This is a genomic window from Micromonospora sp. C95, from assembly GCF_018070465.1.
In the GTDB taxonomy this organism is placed as follows: Bacteria; Actinomycetota; Actinomycetes; order Mycobacteriales; family Micromonosporaceae; genus Micromonospora.
In genome coordinates, this window is sequence record NZ_JAGPXT010000008.1 from 140,571 (window position 1) to 162,708 (window position 22,138).

The 22,138-nt window shown below is 72.1% G+C and carries 23 protein-coding genes; 13 read left to right on the forward strand and 10 right to left on the reverse strand.

From position 1 onward, the window contains the following. Positions 1-55: 55 nt before the first annotated feature. The 3 genes from KBX00_RS12495 to KBX00_RS12505 all read left to right on the forward strand — a co-directional run bounded on the left by KBX00_RS12495 (position 56) and on the right by KBX00_RS12505 (position 3,202). Positions 56-1,366: a magnesium transporter MgtE N-terminal domain-containing protein gene (locus KBX00_RS12495; protein WP_307868537.1), complete on the forward strand. Its 1,311-nt coding sequence runs from the start codon at positions 56-58 to the stop codon at positions 1,364-1,366. Continuing rightward, the gene (locus tag KBX00_RS12500) at positions 1,359-1,988 is read left to right on the forward strand and encodes a DUF1003 domain-containing protein (protein WP_210826412.1); all 630 of its coding nucleotides are present in this window, start codon (positions 1,359-1,361) and stop codon (positions 1,986-1,988) included. The genes KBX00_RS12495 and KBX00_RS12500 overlap by 8 nt, the downstream gene beginning before the upstream one ends. Positions 1,989-2,053: 65 nt before the next feature. After that, on the forward strand, positions 2,054-3,202 hold the full coding sequence (locus KBX00_RS12505) for an Mrp/NBP35 family ATP-binding protein (RefSeq protein WP_210826414.1): 1,149 nt from the start codon (positions 2,054-2,056) through the stop codon (positions 3,200-3,202). Between the two features lie 68 nt (positions 3,203-3,270). Here the strand turns inward: KBX00_RS12505 and KBX00_RS12510 are convergent, their stop codons facing one another. Further along, complete coding sequence (locus tag KBX00_RS12510) at positions 3,271-3,690, reverse strand: preprotein translocase subunit TatB (protein ID WP_210826416.1); 420 nt, start codon at positions 3,688-3,690, stop codon at positions 3,271-3,273. A 75-nt stretch (positions 3,691-3,765) separates the two neighbouring features. Beyond that, positions 3,766-5,085, reverse strand: coding sequence for a S1C family serine protease (locus KBX00_RS12515; protein WP_210826419.1), 1,320 nt, complete (start codon positions 5,083-5,085; stop codon positions 3,766-3,768). A 210-nt stretch (positions 5,086-5,295) separates the two neighbouring features. Between KBX00_RS12515 and KBX00_RS12520 the strand changes: the two genes are divergently transcribed. Beyond that, a complete protein-coding gene (locus KBX00_RS12520) occupies positions 5,296-5,946 on the forward strand; it encodes an O-methyltransferase (protein ID WP_307868564.1) in 651 nt (216 codons plus the stop codon). 84 nt (positions 5,947-6,030) lie between these two features. Here the strand turns inward: KBX00_RS12520 and KBX00_RS12525 are convergent, their stop codons facing one another. After that, on the reverse strand, positions 6,031-7,497 hold the full coding sequence (locus tag KBX00_RS12525) for a M17 family metallopeptidase (protein ID WP_210826421.1): 1,467 nt from the start codon (positions 7,495-7,497) through the stop codon (positions 6,031-6,033). 150 nt (positions 7,498-7,647) lie between these two features. Beyond that, positions 7,648-7,815 (reverse strand): DUF3117 domain-containing protein, encoded by a 168-nt coding sequence (locus KBX00_RS12530; protein ID WP_013283866.1) that lies wholly within the window; start codon positions 7,813-7,815, stop codon positions 7,648-7,650. A gap of 190 nt (positions 7,816-8,005) precedes the next feature. Between KBX00_RS12530 and KBX00_RS12535 the strand changes: the two genes are divergently transcribed. Beyond that, a complete protein-coding gene (locus tag KBX00_RS12535; protein WP_210826423.1) occupies positions 8,006-8,830 on the forward strand; it encodes a PaaX family transcriptional regulator C-terminal domain-containing protein in 825 nt (274 codons plus the stop codon). Continuing rightward, the gene (locus tag KBX00_RS12540) at positions 8,827-9,618 is read left to right on the forward strand and encodes an enoyl-CoA hydratase-related protein (protein WP_210826425.1); all 792 of its coding nucleotides are present in this window, start codon (positions 8,827-8,829) and stop codon (positions 9,616-9,618) included. The genes KBX00_RS12535 and KBX00_RS12540 overlap by 4 nt, the downstream gene beginning before the upstream one ends. Before the next feature lie 33 nt (positions 9,619-9,651). On the opposite strand, the gene KBX00_RS12545 is transcribed toward KBX00_RS12540, so the two are convergent. The 4 genes from KBX00_RS12545 to KBX00_RS12560 are packed head-to-tail and all read right to left on the reverse strand — an operon-like array spanning position 9,652 to position 12,111. Then, a complete protein-coding gene (locus KBX00_RS12545; protein ID WP_210826427.1) occupies positions 9,652-10,275 on the reverse strand; it encodes a hypothetical protein in 624 nt (207 codons plus the stop codon). 4 nt (positions 10,276-10,279) lie between these two features. Continuing rightward, positions 10,280-10,870, reverse strand: a complete 591-nt coding sequence (locus KBX00_RS12550) for a DNA-3-methyladenine glycosylase I (RefSeq protein ID WP_210826429.1) — start codon at positions 10,868-10,870, stop codon at positions 10,280-10,282. Between the two features lie 45 nt (positions 10,871-10,915). Then, a complete protein-coding gene (locus tag KBX00_RS12555; protein ID WP_210826431.1) occupies positions 10,916-11,413 on the reverse strand; it encodes an SRPBCC family protein in 498 nt (165 codons plus the stop codon). After that, positions 11,410-12,111 carry a DivIVA domain-containing protein gene (locus KBX00_RS12560; protein WP_210826433.1) on the reverse strand — a complete coding sequence of 234 codons (702 nt, stop codon included), beginning with the start codon at positions 12,109-12,111 and terminating at the stop codon, positions 11,410-11,412. Before KBX00_RS12560 ends, KBX00_RS12555 begins: the two co-directional genes overlap by 4 nt. A 142-nt stretch (positions 12,112-12,253) precedes the next feature. Between KBX00_RS12560 and folP the strand changes: the two genes are divergently transcribed. After that, the gene (gene folP, locus KBX00_RS12565) at positions 12,254-13,123 is read left to right on the forward strand and encodes a dihydropteroate synthase (protein WP_210826435.1); all 870 of its coding nucleotides are present in this window, start codon (positions 12,254-12,256) and stop codon (positions 13,121-13,123) included. 22 nt (positions 13,124-13,145) lie between these two features. Here the strand turns inward: folP and ndhC are convergent, their stop codons facing one another. After that, positions 13,146-13,523 (reverse strand): NADH-quinone oxidoreductase subunit A, encoded by a 378-nt coding sequence (gene ndhC / locus KBX00_RS12570; protein WP_210826438.1) that lies wholly within the window; start codon positions 13,521-13,523, stop codon positions 13,146-13,148. A 122-nt stretch (positions 13,524-13,645) separates the two neighbouring features. On the opposite strand from ndhC, the gene KBX00_RS12575 reads away from it, so the two are divergent. The 3 genes from KBX00_RS12575 to KBX00_RS12585 all read left to right on the forward strand — a co-directional run bounded on the left by KBX00_RS12575 (position 13,646) and on the right by KBX00_RS12585 (position 18,300). Continuing rightward, positions 13,646-15,121 (forward strand): hypothetical protein, encoded by a 1,476-nt coding sequence (locus KBX00_RS12575; protein WP_210826440.1) that lies wholly within the window; start codon positions 13,646-13,648, stop codon positions 15,119-15,121. A gap of 301 nt (positions 15,122-15,422) precedes the next feature. Further along, entirely contained in the window at positions 15,423-17,270 is a 1,848-nt protein-coding gene (locus KBX00_RS12580) for a 2-oxoacid:acceptor oxidoreductase subunit alpha (protein WP_210826442.1), read from the forward strand. Continuing rightward, positions 17,263-18,300 (forward strand): 2-oxoacid:ferredoxin oxidoreductase subunit beta, encoded by a 1,038-nt coding sequence (locus KBX00_RS12585; protein ID WP_210826444.1) that lies wholly within the window; start codon positions 17,263-17,265, stop codon positions 18,298-18,300. The genes KBX00_RS12580 and KBX00_RS12585 overlap by 8 nt, the downstream gene beginning before the upstream one ends. 75 nt (positions 18,301-18,375) lie before the next feature. On the opposite strand, the gene KBX00_RS12590 is transcribed toward KBX00_RS12585, so the two are convergent. Then, complete coding sequence (locus KBX00_RS12590; RefSeq protein WP_210826446.1) at positions 18,376-19,389, reverse strand: TrkA family potassium uptake protein; 1,014 nt, start codon at positions 19,387-19,389, stop codon at positions 18,376-18,378. A gap of 162 nt (positions 19,390-19,551) precedes the next feature. On the opposite strand from KBX00_RS12590, the gene KBX00_RS12595 reads away from it, so the two are divergent. The 3 genes from KBX00_RS12595 to KBX00_RS12605 all read left to right on the forward strand — a co-directional run bounded on the left by KBX00_RS12595 (position 19,552) and on the right by KBX00_RS12605 (position 22,103). Then, entirely contained in the window at positions 19,552-20,247 is a 696-nt protein-coding gene (locus KBX00_RS12595) for a helix-turn-helix domain-containing protein (protein WP_210826448.1), read from the forward strand. 251 nt (positions 20,248-20,498) lie between these two features. Continuing rightward, the gene (locus KBX00_RS12600; RefSeq protein WP_210826450.1) at positions 20,499-21,086 is read left to right on the forward strand and encodes a ClpP family protease; all 588 of its coding nucleotides are present in this window, start codon (positions 20,499-20,501) and stop codon (positions 21,084-21,086) included. Between the two features lie 432 nt (positions 21,087-21,518). Then, positions 21,519-22,103: a dihydrofolate reductase family protein gene (locus tag KBX00_RS12605; RefSeq protein WP_210826640.1), complete on the forward strand. Its 585-nt coding sequence runs from the start codon at positions 21,519-21,521 to the stop codon at positions 22,101-22,103. Positions 22,104-22,138: the final 35 nt, after the last annotated feature.

The following is a 22,138-nucleotide window of genomic DNA, read 5'->3' on the forward strand; positions in this document are numbered from 1 at the left end:
CCGCCCCTGGACCATCATCGGCCGGGGTACCGCCGTACCCCCTAGGCTGGTGCCCGTGAGCACGCCGACCCGGGTGTACATCGCCCGACTTGCCGGAGTCGCGGTCTTCGATCCCAATGGCGATCAGGTGGGCCGGGTCCGCGACGCGGTGGCCCGGCTGCGCGCGAGCCAACGGCCGCCCGAGGTCGTCGGTCTGGTCGCCGAGATGCCGATGCGCCGACGGATCTTCCTCTCCATCAACCGGATCACCTCGATCGACGCCGACGCCATCGTGCTGGGCAGCGGCACCTTGAACCTGCGCCGGTTCGAGAAACGCCCGAACGAGTTGCTCGTCCTGCAGGAACTGCTGGACCGCCGGGTGCAGGTCGCACCGGAGGGCCGGGCCGCGTCGGTGGTCGACGTGGCGATGGAGTGCAGTCGTGGTGGCGAGTGGTCGCTGACCCGGGTGGCGGTCCGCGAACAGACCGGCCGGTTGGCTCGCCGGGGCCACCTGCACCAGGTCGAGTGGAACCAGGTACGCGGGCTCAGTGGCGTGGCGGAGACCCGGGGCACCGCCAACCTGCTCGCCGTACTGGAGGACATGCGTCCGGCGGACCTGGCCAACGCGCTCCAGGACCTGCCCGACGCCCGGCGCAACGAGGTCGCGGCGGCCCTGGACGACCAACGACTCGCCGACGTGCTCAGCGAACTGCCCGAGCACGACCAGGTGGAGATCCTCGCCGCGCTGGACCGCGAGCGCGCCGCCGACATCCTGGAGGAGATGGACCCGGACGACGCCGCCGACCTGCTCGGCGAACTGCCGCCGCCGGAACAGGACGTGCTGCTCGACCTGATGGAACCGGACGAGGCCGATTCGGTACGGCAGTTGCTGAAGTACACGCCGGGCACGGCGGGCAGCGTGATGACCTCCGAACCGGTCATCCTGCCCCCGGACGCGACGGTGGCGGAGGCCCTCGCGCGGATCAGGGAGCCCCAGCTCTCCCCGGCGGTGGCCGCGCAGGTGTTCGTGACCCGGGCACCGATGGCCACACCCACCGGCCGCTACCTGGGCATGGTGCATTTTCAGCGACTGCTCCGCGAACCCCCGGCGGACCTGCTCGGCGGGGTGGTGGTCAACGACATCGATCCACTGCGCCCGACCACCCCACTGCCGGAGATCACCCGCCGGATGGCCACCTACGATCTGGTGGCCATGCCGGTGATCGACCGGAACAACCGGCTGGTGGGTGCCGTCACCGTCGACGACGTGCTGGATCACTCACTACCCCGGGACTGGCGCGACCGGGACGGCGCGTCGAGCGGCCTACCGAACGGGCCGGCCACCTCGGCCGTTCCGGACCCGGCGACGGACGGTGGTCATGACTGAGCAGCGACGCGCGGAACGGCTCGACCTACCGCGGGAGCCCCGGGGATTCAAGCTGCCCCGGGTGGACCAGGAGACGTTCGGACGCTGGGCCGAGGGCATCGCCCGTGGCATGGGTACGGCGAACTTCATCGTCTACATGACGCTGGTGATCAGCGCGTGGTTCCTCTGGAACACTCTCGCCCCGGCGGGAATGCGTTTCGACCCGTACACCTTCACTTTCCTCACCCTGGTGCTCTCCATCCAGGCCTCCTACGCGGCGCCGCTGATCCTGCTGGCCCAGAACCGCCAGGCCGACCGCGACCGGGTGGCGATGGAGGAGGACCGACGCCGGGCGACCATGCAGAAGGCCGACACGGAGTATCTGGCCCGGGAGATCGCCGCGCTGCGGATCGCACTTGGCGAAGTGGCCACCCGGGACTTCGTCCGCTCCGAGCTGACCCGGCTCGCCGAGGAACTGGACGAGGCGGCCCAGCGGCGACAGCGGCTGGAGCGCCGGCACCGGGACGACCCGACCGTCCGGGCCGGTGGCGACGGGCTGGACGAGCCCCGCGACGAGGTGGACGGCGACCAACCGGGTGACGGTCGTCACGACCCGGCCACCTCCCACCGCCCGGAGAGCTGATCGATTCGCTCACACCGCTGTCACCGGCACCGGTGACGGCCCGCTGCCGACGTAGCATTACGGGCATGTCAGCTCCCGTCAGCACCGTCAACGACGCCGTCCTGGCCGCCCTGGCCACCGTCAACGACCCGGAGATCCGCCGGCCGATCACCGAACTCGGCATGGTGCGTTCCGCCGAGGTCGGCGAGGACGGCGTGGTCCTGGTCGAGTTGCTGCTGACCGTGGCCGGTTGCCCGCTGAAGGACAAGCTCCGTTCGGACATCACCGCGGCCGTCGGCGCGGTGAGCGGGGTCAGCCGCGTCGAGATCGAGTTCGGGGTGATGAGCACCGAGCAGCGCCAGGGCCTTCAGGCGAAGCTTCGCGGCGGCGGCGCGACCGAGGAGCCGGTGATCCCGTTCGCCCAGCCCGGCTCCCGCACCCGGGTGTACGCGGTGGCCAGCGGCAAGGGTGGTGTCGGCAAGTCCAGCGTGACGGTAAACCTGGCCGCCGCACTGGCCGCCCGGGGCCTGGCCGTCGGCGTGGTGGACGCGGACATCTACGGGCACTCGGTGCCGCGGATGCTCGGTGCGGACGGCCGACCCACCCGGGTCGAAGACATGATCATGCCGCCGCAGGCGCACGGCGTGAAGGTCATCTCGATCGGGATGTTCACCGCCGGTAACGCCGCCGTGGTCTGGCGCGGTCCGATGCTGCACCGCGCGTTGCAGCAGTTCCTGGCCGACGTCTACTGGGGTGATCTCGACGTCCTCCTGCTCGACCTTCCCCCGGGCACCGGCGACGTGGCGATCTCGCTCGCCCAACTGCTGCCGAACGCCGAGATCCTGGTGGTCACCACGCCTCAGGCCGCGGCTGCGGAGGTCGCCGAGCGGGCGGGCGCGATCGCGTTGCAGACCCACCAGCGGGTGGTCGGTGTGATCGAGAACATGTCCTGGCTGGAACTGCCCGACGGCTCGCGGATGGAGATCTTCGGTGCCGGCGGCGGCCAGACGGTGGCGGATTCGCTTACCCAGACGATCGGCGCGTCGGTGCCACTGCTGGGTCAGGTGCCGCTGGACACCCGGGTCCGGGAGGCGGGCGACGAGGGCAACCCGATCGTGCTCGCCGAGCCGGAATCGCCGGCGTCGAAGGCGCTGGGCCAGGTGGCCGACCGGCTCGCGCTGCGTCGCGAGTCCCTGCTCGGCAAGCCGCTGGGCCTCAAGCCGACCGGACGCTGAGCGCGCCCCGTCACACCTCGCCCGGCCCGGAGCCGGTCATGCGCTGAGGTCGCCCTCCGCGTCGGCGGTCAGGTCACGTCGTCGTAGCTGACCGCGCGGGGGGCCGGTGCCGGGCTGGTGGTGCTCGCCGGGGCCGGGGCGGGCCGGCGTGGGTCGGCCGCGTTCGCGACGTCCTTGAGTTCGTCGTGCACGCCGGTGACATCGGCGCGGAGGCCGTCGTAGACGCCCTGGAGCGGCTTCCGGATCGCCTGCTCGTCCTCCTCGCTGAGCAGATGCTTGCGGATGAACGCCTTGGGGTGCAGGTCCTCCAACTGGATGTCGGTGCCCAGTTCCTTGCTCAGGTCGGTGGTGGCACTGCGGGCCATGGTGCGCAGGTTGCGCACCATCCGCAGCCCGTCACTTATCACCGCCGGCAGCCGGTCACCGAAGATCAGCAGCGCCAGCAGCAGCAGCGCGCCGACCTCCCACACGTTCAGGTTCTCGAACACCCTCGGTCCCCCTTTCCCCCGGCTACCGCAGCCAGAGTACGCACGTCGGTGCCGCTGCCAGAAGAGGGTGAGAGGTCACTTCGCGTCCGCAGCGAGGGTGACCGAGGCGTTCTGTCGGGTCGAACCCCGGCGGTACTCGACGGTCACCACCGAGCCGGGCGCGTACTTGCGGACCAGGGCGATGAGGTCGGTCGGCTCGGTCATCGGACGGCCGTTCAGCTTCAGGATCACGTCACCGGCGCGCAGTCCCGCACCGGCGGCCGGGCCGGACGGCTCGACCGTCGCGAGGCGTACCCCGGCACCGTTGGTGCCCGAGCCGGGCCCGCCGACCTGGGCGCCGATCACCGTACGGCGGGCCTTCCCGGTGCCGATGATGTCCTGGGTGATCCGTTTCGCCTGGTTGATCGGGATCGCGAAGGCGAGGCCGATGTTGCCGGCCTCCTGGCCCTCGGCGACCAGCGACTTGATCGTGGAGTTGACGCCGATGACCCGTCCCGCCGCATCGACGAGCGGGCCGCCCGAGTTGCCGTGGTTGACCGCGGCGTCCGTCTGGATCGCCGCGTAGTAGCGCGTCGGTCCGCCCGGCTCGCCGGCGTGCATCGTCCGGTCCAGGGCGCTGACGATGCCCGCGGTGACCGTGTTCGCCAGCGACAGCGGAGAGCCCATCGCCAGCACCGGGTCACCGACGGCCAGGGCGTCGGAGTCGCCGAACTCGACCGGACGCAGCCCGGTGCGGGAGACCTTGATCACGGCGATGTCGGACTCGGCGTCCTGTCCCACCACCGTCGCGGATGCCGAGCTGCCGTCGTTGAAGATGACCGACGCCTTCCCGGTGCCGCCGGCCACCACATGGTCGTTCGTGATCACATGACCGTCAGCGCTGGCGATGAAGCCGGAGCCCTCGCTGGTGCCACCGAGGCCGGCGACCCGGACGGTGACCACGCTGGGCAGCACGCGTTCGGCGACACCGGCCAGCGACTCCGGTGGACGTTGGGCGAGCGTGGGCGCCGCACCGGGGACCGCGCCCAGCACCGTTCCACCGGCACCACCACGGATCGCGAACGCGTAACCGAGCGCACCACCGAGCGCACCGGCGAGCAGGGCGGTCACCAGCGGAATGAGCAGCAGTTGCTGGAGTCTCGGCCGGCCAGCCGCGTCAGGGTCGACGACCGGTTCCGGTTCGCTGCCGGCCACCGGGGCCGCGGGCAGCACCACCGCCGTGGGTGCGTGCGGATCCCGCCACGGATCGGCGAGCGCGTCGGACCACCACGGCGACGCGGCTCGGCCACCGTCCTGTGGTGTCGCCGGCCCACCGGCAGGCGGATGCCCGGCCGCCGGATACCCGGCCGGTGCTCCGCCCATGCCGGGCTGGCGCCAGTCCCAGCCGTCGGTCACTCGGTGCCTCCCACTCCCGTCCCCCTGGTATCCCGCGTCCGCGGTCCGGTGCGGGCCACGGGACACCGCTTCCAGGATTGCACGGATGGGCCGCACCGGGTCAGTGGTTGTCACCGCGGGTGGATGCCCCGCTGCGCTCAGAGCTGGCCGCCTTTAGAGTCACAGTGCCCAACCGCCCTGCGCATCACGCTCGTCGCCCGGAGGTGCCCCATCGCCACGGTCGCCGGTTCCGGCAGTTCGACGAACCCGGCCCAGCAGTTCGCCGAGTCGTACGTCACCGAGGACCTCGTCCTGCGGACCGCGCGCAGCCTCGCCCGCGAGGTCGGCCTGGACGCGGTCACCGCCGGCGCGGGTGCCGCGTTGCGCCTGCTCGCCGCCGCCGGCAACGCCCGGGCGGTGGTCGAGATCGGCACCGGCACCGGCGTCAGCGGGGTGTGGCTGCTGCGCGGCATGCGGGCCGGCGGGGTGCTCACCACGATCGACGTCGAGGTGGAGCATCAGCGGATCGCCCGGCGCATCTTCACCGAGGCCGGCTTCGTCTCCGGCCGCACCCGGATCATCACGGGCCGGGCGCTGGACGTCCTGCCCCGGCTCGCCGACGGCGCGTACGACCTGGTCTTCGTCGACGCCGAGGTGACCGGCTTCACCGCCTGCGTGGACGCCGCGCTGCGACTGCTGCGGCCGGGCGGCGTGCTGGTGCTCAACGGTGCGCTGGCCGGCGGCCGGATCGGCGACCCGGCCGCCCGCGACCCGGAGACGGTGATGGTGCGCGAGACGGTGAAGGCCATCCGCGAGTCGGAGCACTGGATTCCGGCGCTGCTGCCGGTCGGCCACGGGCTGCTGGCGGCGGTGCGCTGCTGAGCCGACGCGCCCGGCCGCATTGATGGGCCGGCAGCGGTACCGAGCGGCCGGCTGCGGGGTGAGCCGGCCGCGCCCCGCACATCGTCAGTCCAGCGCCGCCAACCAGCGCAGCAGCCCGCGTACGCCCCAGCCGGTCGCGCCCCGGGTCAGCTCCGCGTCGTCGCGTTCGCACCAGGAGGGTGCGGACATGTCGATGTGCAGCCAACGGTCGGCCAGGTCGCCGGTGAACTCCCGCAGGTAGAGCGCGGCCAGCACGGAACCGCCGCCCTGCGTCGGCGCGCTGTGCAGGTCGGCCAGGTCGCTGCCGAGGTGTTCGACGTAGTCGGTGGGCAGCGGCATCCGCCAGGCCGACTCGCCGGCCGACCCGATCGCCGCCAGCAGGTCCTCGGCGAGCTGGTCGTTGTCGCTGTAGAGGGCGCCGGTGCGGGTGCCAAGTGCCACCGCGTTGGCGCCGGTCAGGGTGGCCAGGTCGACGAGCAGGTCCGGCTTGAGTTCCTGGACGGCGTACGCAAGCGCGTCGGCGAGCACCAGCCGGCCCTCGGCGTCGGAGTTCGTCGTCTCGCTGGTCAGCCCGCCGTAGTGCCGCACGACGTCGCCCGGCCGGAACGCGGCCCCGCTGACCATGTTCTCGGCCAGTGGCGCGAGCGTGGTCACCCGGACCGGCAGGCCCAGCGCGGCGACGCCGAGGGTGGCCGCCACGACGGCGGCGGCACCGGCCATGTCCTTGCGCATCAGCTTCATCGCCGGCACCGGCTTGATCGAGATGCCGCCGGTGTCGAAGGTGATGCCCTTGCCCACCAGGACCACGTGCGTGCGGGCGTCCGCAGGGTGCCAGTCCAGCTCGACCAGGCGGGGACCGCTGGCCGACCCGCCGCCGACGGCGAGGATGCCGCCGAAGCCCTCGGCGGCCAGTTGCTCGGGCTCGCGGACCCGCAGGGTGAGCCCGGGCAGGTCGGCCGCGGCCTCGGTGACCTGCTCGGCGAACCACTGCGGGTTCTTCACCGAGGAGGGCATGTTGGTGAGGTCCCGGGCGAGTCGGGTCATCCGGGCGGTGGTCCGCGCCACCTCGACGGCCTGCTCGTACGCCTCGGGGTCGCTGACCGCCAGGTCGACGTCGGTGAGCGCGGGTGCGTCGGTGTCCGCACCGAGCCGGAACCGGTACGACCCCAGCAGCAGGCCCTCGGCCAGCCCCCGCACCGCCTCGGGTGCCACCCCGTCGGGCAGGGCGACTGTGACATGTGTCTCATCTTTGCCGGCCCGGGCCAGCGCCGCGCCGCTCGCCCGCCACGCCGCCTCGTCGGCCGCGCCGATCCCGAGCAGCAGCAGCCGTCCGGGACCACCTCCGGGCCGCAGCTGGGTGTGCACCTCGCCAGCACGGCCCGAGAACCGCGCCACCGGGATCAACGCGGCCACCTCCTCGGCGATCCCGTCGGGTGGGGCCACCGCGGTCGGCACCGCCTCGGCCGGCGCGCCGTCGGTGCGGCCGGGTCGCACGGGCAGGATCAGGGTGTCGAGCCGTTCCGGCTCGGCGGTCAGACGAATGGCGAGCACGCGGAGCCGTACCTCCTGGAGACGGACGCGCGGTGGGTCGGCCCGCGCGAGGGTGTGACGGCTCTGAGCCACCGGTGGGACCGGTGGCTCAGAGCCAGGAACCAGACGAACTGTCCGCGGCGGCGAGCGTCGCCGACGCACCGGCCTCACTCAGCCGGCGGCCGCCTTCAGCGCGTCACCGAGAGCAGTCGCCTCGTCGGGAGTCATCTCGACGACGAGCCGGCCACCGCCCTCCAGCGGGACCCGCATGACGATGCCCCGGCCCTCCTTGGTGACTTCCAGCGGACCGTCGCCCGTCCGCGGCTTCATCGCCGCCATGTTGTCTCCCCTCAGACCTACACCAGGGTCGGTGGGTTGCCCCACAGCCACTTCGCCATGACCACCCGCAACTTGCACGTGGGTGTCGACCGACGATTTTCCCTGATGAACACCGCCGGACCCAAACCGAAGCAGCATTGATGTAACAGCATCTAGCTTATCCTTAGATGGCCTGTCACAATGTGCGGTCATGCAGGCACGGTCGGCACTCTTCGACCTGTACGGCGACCACCTCCGGCCGCGGGGTGGTCGCGCACCCGTTGCCGCGCTGGTCAAGCTGCTGGCGCCGCTCGGGATCGCGCCACCTGCCGTACGGACGGCGGTCTCCCGAATGGTGCGCCAGGGCTGGCTCGAACCGATCAGGCTGACCTCCGGACCGGGATATTCGATCACACCAAAGGCGGCCCGCCGACTCGACGAGGCCGCCTCCCGGATCTACCGCACCGGTCGGGTCACCTGGGACGGGCGGTTCGACCTGTTGGTGCTGGACGCACCGAGCGCACGCCGGGACCGCCAGCGACTCGCCGCCAACCTGCGCTACCTCGGCTACGGCACGTTGGACGAGCAGACCTGGGTGGCCACCCGTCCGGCCGAGGACGTCGACCTCCTGCTCAGTGAGGCGGGCGTACGTTTCGAGCGGTTCAGCGCGGCCCACGCCGCCGGCACGCCGGGCTCGATGGGCCTGGTCCGCCGGGCCTGGAACCTGGCCGAGATCGGCCGGGCCTACGAGGAGTTCGTCGCCGAGCAGCGGACGCTGCTGACCGGCGTCACCGCCCGCAGCGGCGACGAGGAGGCGTACGCGGCCCGATTCCGGCTGGTGCACGCGTGGCGTACCTTCCTGTTCCGGGACCCGCAGTTGCCACCGGCGCTGCTGCCCGAACGCTGGCCCGGCGTCGCCGCGGCCAGCTTCTTCGACCGCCACGCGGCCCGGCTCCGGCCGGCCGCCGACCGGTACGTCGAGCAGTGCCTCGACGGTGGACACCGGATCGCCCGACAGAAGGGTCGCCAGACGTGACCGAGCCGCTGCTCGTCGACCGCACCGACGCGGTCGTCACCCTCACCCTGAACCGCCCGACGGCGATGAACTCGCTCGACGTGGCGCTCAAGGAGGCGCTTCGGGACACCCTCGCCGAGCTGGAGTCCGACCGTGGCTGCCGGGCGGTGGTGCTGGCCGGGGCGGGCGGCTCGTTCTGCGCCGGTCAGGATCTGCGCGAGCACGTCGACACCCTCCAGACGGGCGACGACAACCCGCTGGACACCGTCCGGGCACACTACAACCCGATCGCCGCTCGGCTGGCGAACCTGCCGAAGCCGGTGGTGGCCGCGGTCCGGGGCATGGCCGCCGGGGCCGGCGCCTCGCTGGCCTTCCTGGCCGACATCCGAATCGGTGGTCCGTCCACCAGCTTCCTGATGGCGTTCGCCAAGGTCGGGCTGGCCGCCGACACCGGCGCCTCGTGGACGCTGCCCCGGCTCGTCGGCCATGCCAAGGCTGTCGAGCTGCTGATGCTGGCCGAGCCGGTACGCGCCGAGGAGGCCTGCCGGCTGGGACTGCTCAACCGGATGACGGACGACGACGAGCAGGTGCTGCCCACCGCGCAGGAACTGGCCGCCCGCCTCGCCGCCGGGCCGACCATGGCGTACGGGGCGATCAAGCGTCAGCTCTCCGTCGCCGACGCCGGCACCCTGGCCGACGCGCTGGCCGCCGAGGCGCAGGCGCAGGCGATCTGCGGCGCGACCACGGACCACCGCGCGGCCACCATGGCCTTCGTCAACAAGCAGAAGCCGGTCTTCGAGGGTCGTTGAGCCCTCGCCGGGCCGTGGACGTGACCGGGTCGGTCAGTCGTCCTCTTCCGGGTCCTGGTTCGCCTCCGCGCCGAGCACGAACGCCTGCATGGCCAACTCGTCGCCCGAGGGTGAGACGAAGGCCGGCAACTCCCGGGGGCCGAGTTCCTGCACGTACGCCCAGAACAACCGGACCGCCTCCGCCGGTGAGTCGGCCTCGATCGGCAGGTCCAGGCTGACCAGCCAGGTGCGGCGCTGCGGTGCCGGACCGAGCCGGTCGACAAGTTCGCGGAACGTCGCCGCGTCGAGCGGGGTGACCGGCCCGCCGAGGACCAGCGCGTCGGCCGGCACCGGCGCGTCGAAGGCCCGCCGGGTGTACGCGACGACAAGCGTGTCGGGCACCCGGTCGGACTGCGGATCGTCCGGATCCTCCGGACGTCCGGCGGCCGGCCCGGCGACCCGGCCCACGGCCACCAGCCGCGGCGGCTCGTCGGCCAGCACCGCGACCTGGTCACCGGGGCGGGGCAGGCTGCTGGCGTCCAGCCCGGTCAGCTCAAGCGTGTCGTGGTGGACGAGCCGCTCGGCGTCGTACCGTCCGGCGGGCAGGAGCACGGCCCAGGTGCTCGTGCCGTCCGCCTGGCTCGCCCCGTTCACCCGATGTGCGGTGTCGGTCGTCATGCCCTCATCCCATCACGCCGGTCGCCGACGCCACGACGTGGCAGCCCGCCAGATGGTCGTCGACCATTCCGGTGGCCTGCATCAGCGCGTACGCCGTGGTCGGGCCGACGAACCGGAAGCCACGCTTCTTGAGTGCCTTGGCCATGGCCGTGGAGGCGTCGGTGAGCGGGGGCACGGCGGCCGCGGCGGCCGGGCGGGCGCGACCGGGTGGCGGGGCGAACGACCAGAGCAGCGCGGAGAGCCCCTCCGGAAGCTCCTGTGCGGCGCGGGCGTTGGCGATCGCAGCTTCGATCTTGGCCCGGTTACGGACGATGCCGGCGTCGGCGAGCAGCCGGTTCACGTCGGCCTCGCCGTAGTCGGCCACCGTGTCGATCCGGAACCCACCGAAGGCCGCCCGGAAGGCCGGCCGCTTGCGCAGGATGGTCAGCCAGGACAACCCGGACTGGAACGCCTCCAGCGTCATCCGCTCGTAGAGGGCGTCGTCACCGTGCAGCGGGCGGCCCCACTCGGTGTCGTGATAGACCGCGTAGTCGGGAGTGCTGGCACCCCACCCGCACCGGGCCAACCCGTCGGCACCGATCACCAGTTCAGTCACGGCGTCAAGGCTAGGCCCACTGTCCGACAGTCCGCCGCGCACCGGTCAGGGCAGGCGGCCCTGCTCGACCTGGCGGGCGAAGCGTCGCAGCGCCTGGGTGAGGCTGAACTTGGAACCGGGCCAGAGCACCGGCCAGGCCACCTTGCCGGCCGGCCCGCCCGGCAGGTGGAACCACTCGTGCCAGACCACCTGGCTGCGCCCGCTCTCCAGCGGGGTGCACCGCAGCACCCCGGGGCCGCGCAGCAGCGTGCCGCAGTGCACCACGCCGATCTCGTACGGCGCGTCCACCCGGACGACCCGCATCTTGTCCCGCAGCACCGCAGGGCCGACCGAGGTGACCGCCTCGACCAGGCTCCCCTCGCCACCGTCACCCTCCACCACCCGGACCGTGGTGAACGGGATCCACTCCGACTGCCGCTCCCAGGCCAGCAGGGCGGCGAAGACCTTCTCGGCCGGCGCGTTGACGATCACCGTGGCGGTCACCTCACCGGCACCGGGTTGGGCCGCCTCGCGAAGATCGTCAGCGCCGTCCGAGCCGCTCACGCCGACTCCGACCGGACCACCGAACCGCGCGACGCGGTGCCCGGCGCCCCGCTGTCCGCCGGCCCGTCGTCGGCGCCCGGGTCGGCAGCGGCCGAGATCGCGGCACCTTCGGCCGGCGCCGCGCCCGGCACCGGCTGCTCGCCGGCCGGCCGGGCATCGCCGTCGGCCGGCTCGGTCGCCTCGCTCGTCGCGCCCGCCGCCATCGCCGTCGGTGCCTCGGTGGTCGCCGCCGGCATCGGGCGGTCACCGGTCTCGGCTCCCGCCGGAGACACCGAAAGCTCGATCGTCGATCCGCCGGCCACCGGCGGATCCCAGGGCGAGGCCCCGGCCCCGGGCGGGTTGGCCGACTGCTCGCGGGCCCGTCGAAGCGCGTCGGCGTCGGCGATCCGGCCGTCCCGCAACGCCGTCACCTCCGCCTCCAGCACGCCGACCAGCTCGGCCTTGTAGCCGATGTCGTACGCCGCCCGGCGCATCGCCTGGTCGACCTGGTTCATCCGGTACCCACGCAGCGCGGTGTCGAAGCGCACCTCGCCGACGTCCGACTCGCGCAGCGGACGGTCGCCGGGCAGCGGCACCGCCCGCCCGTCCGCCTCGACCGGGGCCAGGCCGGGATCCCGACCGGTGACCAGCACCGTGACGCCGAACACGACCGCCGCGACGGTGACCGCCACGACCAGCAGGAGCAGAAGCTGACCCATGCACTGATCGTGGCACGCCGAGGGGAACGGGGCGACCCCACCCGGCGCGGCGTACCGGACCGGAAGCCGGACCGACGACGGGATAGCGTCAGCGTGCCGGCGGCGTGATCGGCCGGCGGCGTACGGCGATGTGGGAGGTGGCGTGGCCGGGGTGCTGCGGCTCGGGACTCGGCGGTTCGGTCCCGACGAACTGGTGGTGATGGCGATCGTCAACCGCACCCCGGACTCGTTCTTCGACCGGGGCGCCACCTTCCGGTCCGACAGCGCGCTGCGGGCGGTGGAGCGGGCGGTGGACGAGGGCGCGGACATCGTCGACATCGGCGGGGTGAAGGCCGGGCCGGGTACCGAGGTCGACGTCGCCGAGGAGATCCGGCGGACGGTCGGCACCATCGCCGCCGTGCGGGCCGCCTTCCCCGAGGTCGTCATCTCGATCGACACCTGGCGGGCCGAGGTCGCGGTGGAGGCGGTGGCGGCCGGCGCGGACCTGCTCAACGACACCTGGTCGGGAGCGGATCCGGCACTGGCCCGGGTGGCGGCCCGTACCGGGGTCGGGCTGGTCTGCTCGCACGCGGGAGGACTCAGCCCACGCACCAGGCCGCACCGCGCGGCCTTCGACGACGTGGTGGCGGACGTGGTCGCGACGGTCACCGGCCTCGCCGACCGCGCGGTCTCCCTGGGCGTACGCCCCGACGGGATCCTCATCGACCCGGCTCACGACTTCGGCAAGAACACCCACCACTCGCTGGAGATCACCCGGCGGCTGGGCGAACTGGCCGCGACCGGTTGGCCGGTGCTGGTCGCCCTGTCGAACAAGGACTTCATCGGCGAGACGCTGGACCTGCCGGTCACGGAGCGGCTGGAGGGCACGCTCGCCGCGACGGCGGTCTCCGCGTGGTTGGGTGCCCGGGTCTTCCGCGCCCACCAGGTCCGCCCCACCCGTCGGCTGCTGGACATGGTCTCGGCCGTCCGGGGAGACCTTCCACCCACGCTCAGCCGTCGCGGCCTCGCCTGAGCGGTGGTCGGTCGGGCGTCGGTCAGGTCCAGCGGAGGATGTTGCGCCGCCACGCGTACAGCAGGCCGAGCGCCAGGACCCCCACGAAGATCGCCATTTCCACCACGGTGACCAGCCCGAAACCGGGCCGGTCGAAGATCACCGCCCAGGGGAAGAGGAACACCGCCTCGACCGCGAACAGCACGTAGAGGTACGCGTAGACGTAGTAGCGGATCTGCATCTGTGCCCAGTCGCCGCCGACCGGGTCGAGGCCGCACTCGTAGCTGGCGCGCTTGCCGGGCGGGTCGGCCGGGCGGGCGGGGCGGAGCACCCGGTTGGCGGTGAACGCGACGCCGAGGAAGAGCACGCCGGCGAGCAGCAACAGCCCGAGCGTCGCGTACGAGCCCAGGTAACCGGTCACGGTCGGTCAGCCTACCGTCCCGCACCCGGCCCCGACCGCGTCGCGAACTTCTTTCTTCTGGGACTAGTGTCCCAGGGCAACTTCCGACCACCATGGGACCCACCACCAGCACCGGAGGATCAATGGGACGGCTGCCCGGACGGCGCGTCTGGCGTCGTACCTTCGCGTCGGCCTGCGCCCTCGGTCTGCTGGTGGCCGGCGGGGCGGCCGTGGCTCCGGGGGCGGTGGCGGCCGGTCCGGCGGCGACTCGGGCCACCGAGCCGGGGCCGTACAGCCCCCCGGACGAGCCCACCGGCGAGCCCGAGCCCACGTCACCGCCGCCCACGGTGGAGCCGCCGGTCGAGACGACCACGCCCGCCGCACCCTCGACACCGCCCACACCGGGCACCACCACCGGCGGACCAGCCCCGAGCGGTGGTCCGCCGGCTGTCACCGTGGCACCGTCCCGGCCCACGTACTCCCCGCCACCCCCACCTCCCGCGGCCACCCTCGCACCGCCCGCCACGGCCGGCGTGAAGGTCAGCACCGGCGATGTCACCCTGCCGGCCGGTTACTGGAACTCGGCCAGCACGGTGGTCACCCTGAGCGTGACCGTGGCCAACACCGGCACCGCGAGCGCCGGTGTCCGACTCACCTACACCCTGCCGGCCGGCCTCACCGACGCCGGTACGAGCGGCTGCGCCGCCGCCGGGAACCGGGAGTACCGCTGCGGACGGTGGACCACGGCGCCCGGCGCGCAGTTCAGCACCCGGTTGCGGATCCGGGTCAGCGGCGACGCCTGGCGCAAGGTGCCGCTGGCCGGCTCGGTGCGGGTGACCGCCACCGGCGCGGCCGGCACCGCGAGTGACGACGAGGGCTTCGCCGTGCTCTTCCCGCCCGGCCCGCCGGTACCCGGGATCACCATGTCGGCCGGGGAGGTCACCTTCGACGCCGAGGGCGCCGGCACGGAGTTGCTCGTCCGGCTCGGCAACACCGGCCGGGCCGACGCCACCGGGCGGGTCGACGTGCTGCTGCCCGAAGGTGTCACGGTGGCGACGCCGCCCTCCGGATGCGTCGCCGTGGCGACCACGCGTACCCGCTGCGGACTGGGCACGGTGCGGTCGGGGCGGACCGAGGAGGTGAGGTTGCCGGTGACGGCGACGGCGCAGGTGTTGCGGACCGCGCCGCTCTCCGGAGCGGTGATCGGCCGGCTCGATCCGCGCCACGGTGCCGACCGGCGGATGCAGCTCAGCTTCCGGATCACCGCCACGTCACCCGAGCTGCCCGCGGTGGTGCCGCCGCCCGCGCCGGTGACGTCGCCGAATCTGCGCCCGGCCGGAGCGACACCGGGCGAGGGGCCGGCGTCGGGGCAGCGCCCGGCGGTGCTGCTGATCACGGTGTCGGTCCTGCTGGTGCTCCTGGCCGGCGGGCTGGCGGCGTGGTGGTGGCGGCGCCGCGCCACCACGTTGGCGACCGGCGGCGATGAGACCACCGGTGCGGCGCTCCAAACCGGGGCGGCGCACCCGGCCGGCGGTGCACCGGAACCGGACAGCGGGATCTGGTTCCGCCCCCGGCGGCCGGCCCGCACGTACGACCGGCAGGGGTGGGATGTGCGGTGACCAGGGGTTGGTGTGCGGTATTCAGGGGGGTGGGATGTGCGGTGATTTGGATTACGGCGGCCCCGGCGAAACACCGCAAGTGACCACATAAACCCTCACGTTTCGATCCCAGTCGGCGGACCTCCAGGCCGGGCGGGCCCCCGATCCGACGTAGGCTCTCGGTGAGGAAGGACAGGCGGGCCGGACGTTCGCGGACGGCCGGTGCAGCGGCGCGTCAAGGAGGTCTCGTGGCCGAGCAAGGCGAGGTCACCATCCAGTTCAGCCGGCCGCGCCACGGCGCGCGACGAAGCGAGGTGCGGCCGTGACCAAGCAGATCCGCCAGCTCGAACGGGTGGTCATCCGGTTCGCTGGCGACTCCGGCGACGGCATGCAGCTGACCGGGGACCGGTTCACCTCGGAGACCGCGCAACTGGGCAACGACATCTCCACCCTGCCCAACTTTCCCGCCGAGATCCGGGCTCCCGCCGGCACCCTGCCGGGCGTGTCGAGCTTCCAGGTGCACTTCGCCGACTACGACATCCTCACCCCGGGTGACGCGCCGAACGTGCTCGTCGCGATGAACCCGGCAGCGCTCAAGGCGAACCTCGCCGACCTGCCCCGGGGCGCCGACATCATCGTCAACACCGACGAGTTCACCAGGCGCAACCTGGCGAAGGTCGGTTACGCGAGCAGCCCGCTCGACGACGACACCCTCGCCGGGTACGCGGTGCATCCGGTCGGGCTGACCTCGATGACCATCGGCGCGCTGGCCGAGCTGGAGGTGTCCAAGAAGGACGCCGAACGGGCCAAGAACATGTTCGCCCTCGGCCTGCTGAGCTGGATGTACTCCCGGCCGTACGAGTCGACCCTGCGGTTCCTGGAGCGCAAGTTCGCCAAGCGGCCCGAACTGGTCGCGGCGAACGTCGCGGCGTTCAAGGCCGGCTGGAACTTCGGCGAGACCACCGAGGACTTCGCCGTCCGCTACGAGGTGAAGCCGGCCAAGATGCCGCCGGGCACCTACCGCAACATCACCGGCAACGCCGCGCTGTCGCTCGGCCTCGTCGCCGCGGGCGTCCGCTCCGGCCTGCCGGTCTTCCTCGGCGCGTACCCGATCACACCGGCCTCGGACATCCTGCACGAGCTGAGCAAGCACAAGCGGTTCGGCGTCACCACCATGCAGGCGGAAGACGAGATCGCCGCGATCGGCGCGGCGCTCGGCGCCTCCTACGGCGGCGCGCTCGGCGTGACCACCACGAGTGGCCCCGGCGTGGCACTCAAGGGCGAGACGATCTCCCTCGCGGTGGCGCTGGAGCTGCCGCTGGTGATCGTGGACGTGCAGCGGGCGGGGCCGTCGACCGGCATGCCGACCAAGACCGAACAGGCCGACCTGAACATGGCGCTGTTCGGCCGGCACGGCGAGGCACCGGTGGCGGTGATCGCGCCCAAGTCGCCGTCCGACTGCTTCCACGCGGCGCTGGAGGCGGCGCGGATCGCGCTCACCTACCGCACCCCGGTGATCCTGCTGTCGGACAACTACGTCGCAAACGGCTCCGAGCCGTGGCTGCTGCCCGAGGTGGATTCCCTGCCCGACCTGCGGGTCGAGTTCGCCACCGCGCCCAACGGCGAGGACGGCACCACCTTCCTGCCGTACCTGCGCGACCCGCAGACCCTCGCCCGGCCGTGGGCCGTGCCGGGCACACCCGGTCTCGAACACCGCATCGGCGGGCTGGAGAAGGCCGACAAGACCGGCGACATCTCGTACGACCCGGCAAACCACGACTACATGGTGCGGACCCGGGCGGCCCGGATCGAGACGATCCCGGTGCCGGACATCGAGGTGGAGGACCCGGACGGCGACGCCCGGGTGCTGGTGCTCGGCTGGGGCTCGACGTACGGCCCGATCGGTGCGGCCTGCCGCGCCCTGCGCCAGCGCGGCCTACCGGTCGCACAGGCGCACCTGCGGCACCTGGCCCCGATGCCGGCCAACCTCGGTGCGGTGCTGCGCTCCTACGAGCGGGTGGTCATCCCCGAGATGAACCTCGGCCAGCTCGCGCACGTGATCCGGGGTCGCTACCTGGTCGACGCCATCGGCTACAACCAGGTCCGCGGCCTGCCGTTCACCGCCGCCGAGCTGGAGACGATGCTGGAAGAGGTCCTGAAGAATGTCTGAGCCCGTCGCCCTCAAGCTCACCGCCAAGGACTTCAAGTCCGACCAGGAGGTGCGCTGGTGCCCCGGCTGCGGCGACTACGCCATCCTCGCCGCCGTCCAGCAGTTCATGCCGGAGCTGAACATCCCCCGGGAGAACATCGTCTTCGTCTCCGGGATCGGCTGCTCGTCGCGCTTCCCGTACTACATGAACACGTACGGGATGCACTCGATCCACGGCCGGGCGCCGGCGATCGCGACCGGCCTGTCGGTCTCCCGGCCGGACCTGTCGGTGTGGGTGGTGACCGGTGACGGCGACGCCCTCTCCATCGGCGGCAACCACCTGATCCACGCCCTGCGCCGTAACGTCAACCTCAAGATCCTGCTGTTCAACAACCGGATCTACGGGCTGACCAAGGGGCAGTATTCGCCCACCTCCGAGGTCGGCAAGATCACGAAGTCGACGCCGGTCGGATCAGCCGACGCGCCGTTCAACCCGCTCTCGTTGGCGCTCGGCGCCGAAGCGACCTTCGTCGGCCGGACCATCGACTCCGACCGCAAGCACCTGCAATCGGTGCTGCGCGCCGCCGCGGAGCACGAGGGCTCGGCCTTCGTGGAGATCTACCAGAACTGCAACATCTTCAACGACGGGGCGTTCGAGCAGCTCAAGGAGCCGGGCACCCGCGACGACTACCTGATCCGGCTGGAGCACGGCCAGCCGATCACGTTCGGCAAGGACGGGCAGTTCTGCGTCGTCCACCCGCCCGGTGGGTTCGGCCTGGAGGTACGCGAGACCGCGTCGACCCCGGCGGAGGAGATCGTCGTGCACGACGCCACGGTCGCCGACCCGGCGTACGCGTTCGCGCTGTCCCGGCTGCCCGGCTTCGATCTGCGGAACACCCCGATCGGCGTGTTCCGCTCGGTACGGCGGCCGTCGTACGACAGCGTGGTGCAGGGGCAGTTGACCGAGGCCCGGGCCACCGTCAGCGAGACCCCGGAGCAGCAGTTGGCCGGGCTGTTGGGCAGCGGCGACACCTGGACCATCGTCGGCTGACCGTCGCGGCGACCGGGCCGCTCCCGCTGGGGGCGCCCGGTCGGTCGTGCAGACGCTGCGGTAGCCGGGCGGCGCTCAGGGCAGGGTGTTCGCGGTGGGACGATCGTCGCGTACGTGCACCAGCATGTCCCCGGTCTCGATGACCGCACCGGCCCGGTCTGCCAGGGTCACCACCTTGCCGCGCCGGACCAGCGCGATGACAAGCGTGTCGAGTTCCCGGGGCGACCTGCCGACCTCGCTGCGCTCGGCGGAGCGCATGGCAAGCGCCATGCCCTGGCCCGGGGTGAGCAGATCCTCCACCACGTCGATCAGCGGCGGAGCCGACGTCGACAGGCCCAACAGCCGGCCGGCGGTCGCCGAGGACACGATCACGTGATGCGCGCCGCTCTGCTTGAGCAGTGGGGCGTTCTCCGCCTCCCGGGCCGCCGCGATGATCCGGACCTGACCGGCGGTGAGCTGGCGTACGGTCAACGCCACCAGCACCGACGCGTCGTCGCTGTCGGTTGCGATGATCACCGCCTTGGCGGTCCGCACGTGGGCCTGGTTGAGCACGGAGGATCGGGTCGCCGACCCCTCGATCGCGACCAGGCCGTTCGACGTGGCCTGCCGCAACGCCGGACCGGCGCGTTCCACCACCACGATCCGGGACTTGTCCAGCCCGTTCTCCATCAACGCCGAGATCGCACTACGCCCCTTGGTGCCGTAGCCGCAGATGATGACGTGGTCCTTCACTTTTCTCTCCCACCGGTGCAGGCGACGGCCGGTCCGGTACTGCTCGGTCAGGACCTCGAGGGTGGTACCGACCAGGATGATCAGGAACAGCACCCGGGCCGGGGTGACGAACACGATGTTGACCAGTCGGGCCTGCTGGGTCATCGGCACGATGTCGCCGTAACCGGTGGTCGACAGCGAGACCACCGCGTAGTAGAAGCAGTCCAGCAGGGTCAGGCCGTCCCCGTTGTTGTCGCGGTACTGCTCCCGTTCGAGATAGACCACCGCCACCACGGCAAGCACCAGACCGATGGCGGCGGCCAGCCGCAGGCTCAGCGCGCTGAGCGGGCCTCGCCGCTGCGCGGGAAAGTGAATCACCGGGGAACCTGCCCCGCCTCGGTCGCCTGCACGTCCACAACATAGCGGCTGATCCGACAGCCGCACGGCGGGGTGGCGTTCAATGGACACGGTACGGCGAACGGGGCGACGGACGGGCATGATGGGACAAGTCAGCGCAGGAACGGCGAGAGTGAGGCCGGCATGTCCTTGCTGAGACGGGTTATCGGCGCGGTGCTGCGCCGCGAACGCCAGCACCAGGGCCGCACGCTGCGGGAGGTTGCCCGGGCCGCCGGGGTGTCCGTGCCGTACCTGTCGGAGGTGGAGCGCGGGCGCAAGGAGGCTTCCTCCGAGGTTCTCGCGGCGATCTGTCGGGCACTCGGCCTGCACCTTTCCGATCTGCTGGAGGAGGTGCGCGACGAGCTTCGGCGGGTCGAACGCCGACTGCCGGCCACTCGCCAAGCCGATCGTGTCCCGGGCGATCGTGTCCCGGGCGATCGTGTCCCGGCCGCCCAGCCCGACGGCCCGGCGACCGCGACGGCTGGCCGCGTCACTGACGAATCCACCCAGCCGGTCGCCCGACTCAATGCCGTCGGCTTCGGCTTCGGCGCGGACGTGACGGCCGGGCTGGACGGCAACCGCCACCACGGAGCCTGGACCCGCTCGGGCGGACCGCTCGGCATCACCGGCCCGACCGGCGGCGGGGTGAGCGGCGGAATCAGGGTCGTCGCCTTCGCCGACCCGATCGGTCCGGTCCACCTCGTGGCCCGGGGGCCGCTGCTCCGTCGCCGGTCGCCCGGCCGGTCGTCCGTCCGCCCGCTGCACCGGACCGGGGCACGTGGGCGAGCCGCCCGGCGGACGGCGGCTGTTCGAGCCACCGTCGGCAGTCACCGAGGATGAGGCCAGCAGGCGTTGTGGTCCGCTGGGCCTCAAAGTCACACGGAAGTATTCAGCTCGCCCTGACATCAGGCTGACGAGGAAGGTGCCCGGGCCGCACGGAAGGGTCCGAGTCGGCCAGTTGGTCTCCGTCGTTCTGCCGTGGGCGGATCTGCCCCCGGCAGAACCGCTGGTCGGGCACCGGCGGCATCCCGCAGGCTCAAGGAGCCGGTCCCCGGGCGCTTGACGTCGCCGCCGGCGGGTGGAGGTTGACCATGATCAGGATGCTCGAAGACGGCCAGCGGGCCTTCGGCGACCAGGTGTTCGAACGCCTGCTGCGGGAGCGGATCGTCTTCCTCGGCAGCGAGGTGGACGACGAGATCGCCAACCGGATCTGCGCCCAGATCCTGCTGCTCGCCGCCGAGGACCCGGAGCGGGACATCACCCTCTACATCAACTCGCCCGGCGGCTCGGTCAGCGCCGGAATGGCGGTCTACGACACGATGCGCTTCGTCCGTAACGACGTGGCGACCCTGGCCATGGGGCTCGCCGGCTCGATGGGCCAGTTCCTCCTCTGCGCCGGCACGGCCGGCAAGCGGTACGCGCTGCCGCACACCCGGATCCTGATGCACCAACCCTCTGGTGGCATGGGCGGCACCGCCTCCGACATCACCATCCAGGCCGAGAACATGCTGCACGTCAAGCGGACCATGCAGGAGCTGATCGCCCAGCACAGCGGCCGGACCCTGGCCGAGATCCAGCGGGACTGGGACCGGGACCGCTGGTTCACCGCCGAGGAGGCCCGCGACTACGGCCTGGTCGACCAGGTGGTGAACGCCGCCACCCAGTTGTCCACGAGCTGATGCCGCTCGCGGGTCAGCCAGGAAGGCGAACGTCGTGACGGGTCGGCCTCGACCTCGGCGCAGAGGTGCTTGCCGACGCTGACCGGGTCTACGTCGCGCACCGGGCGGTCAGCCCCAGCAGGCCGGCGCGCAGGCGCACCTCCAGCCGGGGCGGCGTACACCGGTGGAGTTCGTCGAACGCACAACGATCTCCACGGGCAACTCGGGTGCTCGCGCCATGCCCTCCGGGTCGACCAGGGCGCATCAGATCCTGCGGGAGAGTTGCCGGAGTGTCGCATGTCGGATCTGCGTACGCCCCGTGACCGTCTTCGCCGATGCGGTTGCTGGCCATGTCCGCGCGGTGACCTTGTGTCTGCCAGCAGCGCGCACCGATGAGGTTTTCGCGCAGCGCCCGTCTGTACCTGTGAGATCGACCTACGGGAGGCTGGCATGATGCGGAAACTGACCTTTGGTATGAATGTGACCCTGGACGGCTACATCGCCGCGCCCGGCGACGACCTCGGCTGGAGTGGGGGTGAGGGACCGGACTCGTCGTCGAGCGACGAGCTGTTCCAGTGGTGGTCCGACCGGGTGGGGGCGACCGGCCTGGCGCTGTACGGGCGCAAGCTGTGGGAGGTGATGAGCTCCCACTGGCCGACCGCCGACCAGAAGCCCGGCGCCACCCGGGCGGAGATGGAGTTCGCCCGCCGCTGGCGGGACATGCCTAAGGTGGTGTTCTCCTCGACGACCAGCACGGTCGACTGGAACACTCGCCTGGTCACCGGCGACGCGGTCGCCGAGATCGCCCGGCTCAAGGCCGAGGACGGCGGCCCGATGGACATCGTCGGCGCCACACTTGCCGCAGCGGCCATGCGGGCCGGGCTGATCGACGAGTACGTGCTGGTCACATACCCGGTCCTGGTGGGCGGCGGCACGCCGTTCTTCACGGCCCTGAACAGCTGGGTGGACCTGAACCTGGTGGAGGCGCGGACGTTTCCCGGCGGCGTGGTGCTGACCCGATACGAGACGACGCGATGAGCACGGGCCAGTTGCTCGGTTCGTGAGGCCGGGTC

Bases quoted from the DNA above. Each gene is read 5' to 3' on its own strand.
- KBX00_RS12500 (WP_210826412.1), top strand. From the start codon at position 1,359: ATGACTGAGCAGCGACGCGCGGAACGGCTCGACCTACCGCGGGAGCCC.
- KBX00_RS12505 (WP_210826414.1), top strand. From the start codon at position 2,054: ATGTCAGCTCCCGTCAGCACCGTCAACGACGCCGTCCTGGCCGCCCTG.
- KBX00_RS12530 (WP_013283866.1), bottom strand. From the start codon at position 7,815: ATGGCGGCGATGAAGCCGCGGACGGGCGACGGTCCGCTGGAAGTCACC.
- KBX00_RS12535 (WP_210826423.1), top strand. From the start codon at position 8,006: ATGCAGGCACGGTCGGCACTCTTCGACCTGTACGGCGACCACCTCCGG.
- KBX00_RS12545 (WP_210826427.1), bottom strand. From the start codon at position 10,275: ATGACGACCGACACCGCACATCGGGTGAACGGGGCGAGCCAGGCGGAC.
- KBX00_RS12560 (WP_210826433.1), bottom strand. From the start codon at position 12,111: ATGGGTCAGCTTCTGCTCCTGCTGGTCGTGGCGGTCACCGTCGCGGCG.
- KBX00_RS12575 (WP_210826440.1), top strand. From the start codon at position 13,646: ATGGGACGGCTGCCCGGACGGCGCGTCTGGCGTCGTACCTTCGCGTCG.
- KBX00_RS12585 (WP_210826444.1), top strand. From the start codon at position 17,263: ATGTCTGAGCCCGTCGCCCTCAAGCTCACCGCCAAGGACTTCAAGTCC.
- KBX00_RS12595 (WP_210826448.1), top strand. From the start codon at position 19,552: ATGTCCTTGCTGAGACGGGTTATCGGCGCGGTGCTGCGCCGCGAACGC.
- KBX00_RS12600 (WP_210826450.1), top strand. From the start codon at position 20,499: ATGATCAGGATGCTCGAAGACGGCCAGCGGGCCTTCGGCGACCAGGTG.
- KBX00_RS12605 (WP_210826640.1), top strand. From the start codon at position 21,519: ATGCGGAAACTGACCTTTGGTATGAATGTGACCCTGGACGGCTACATC.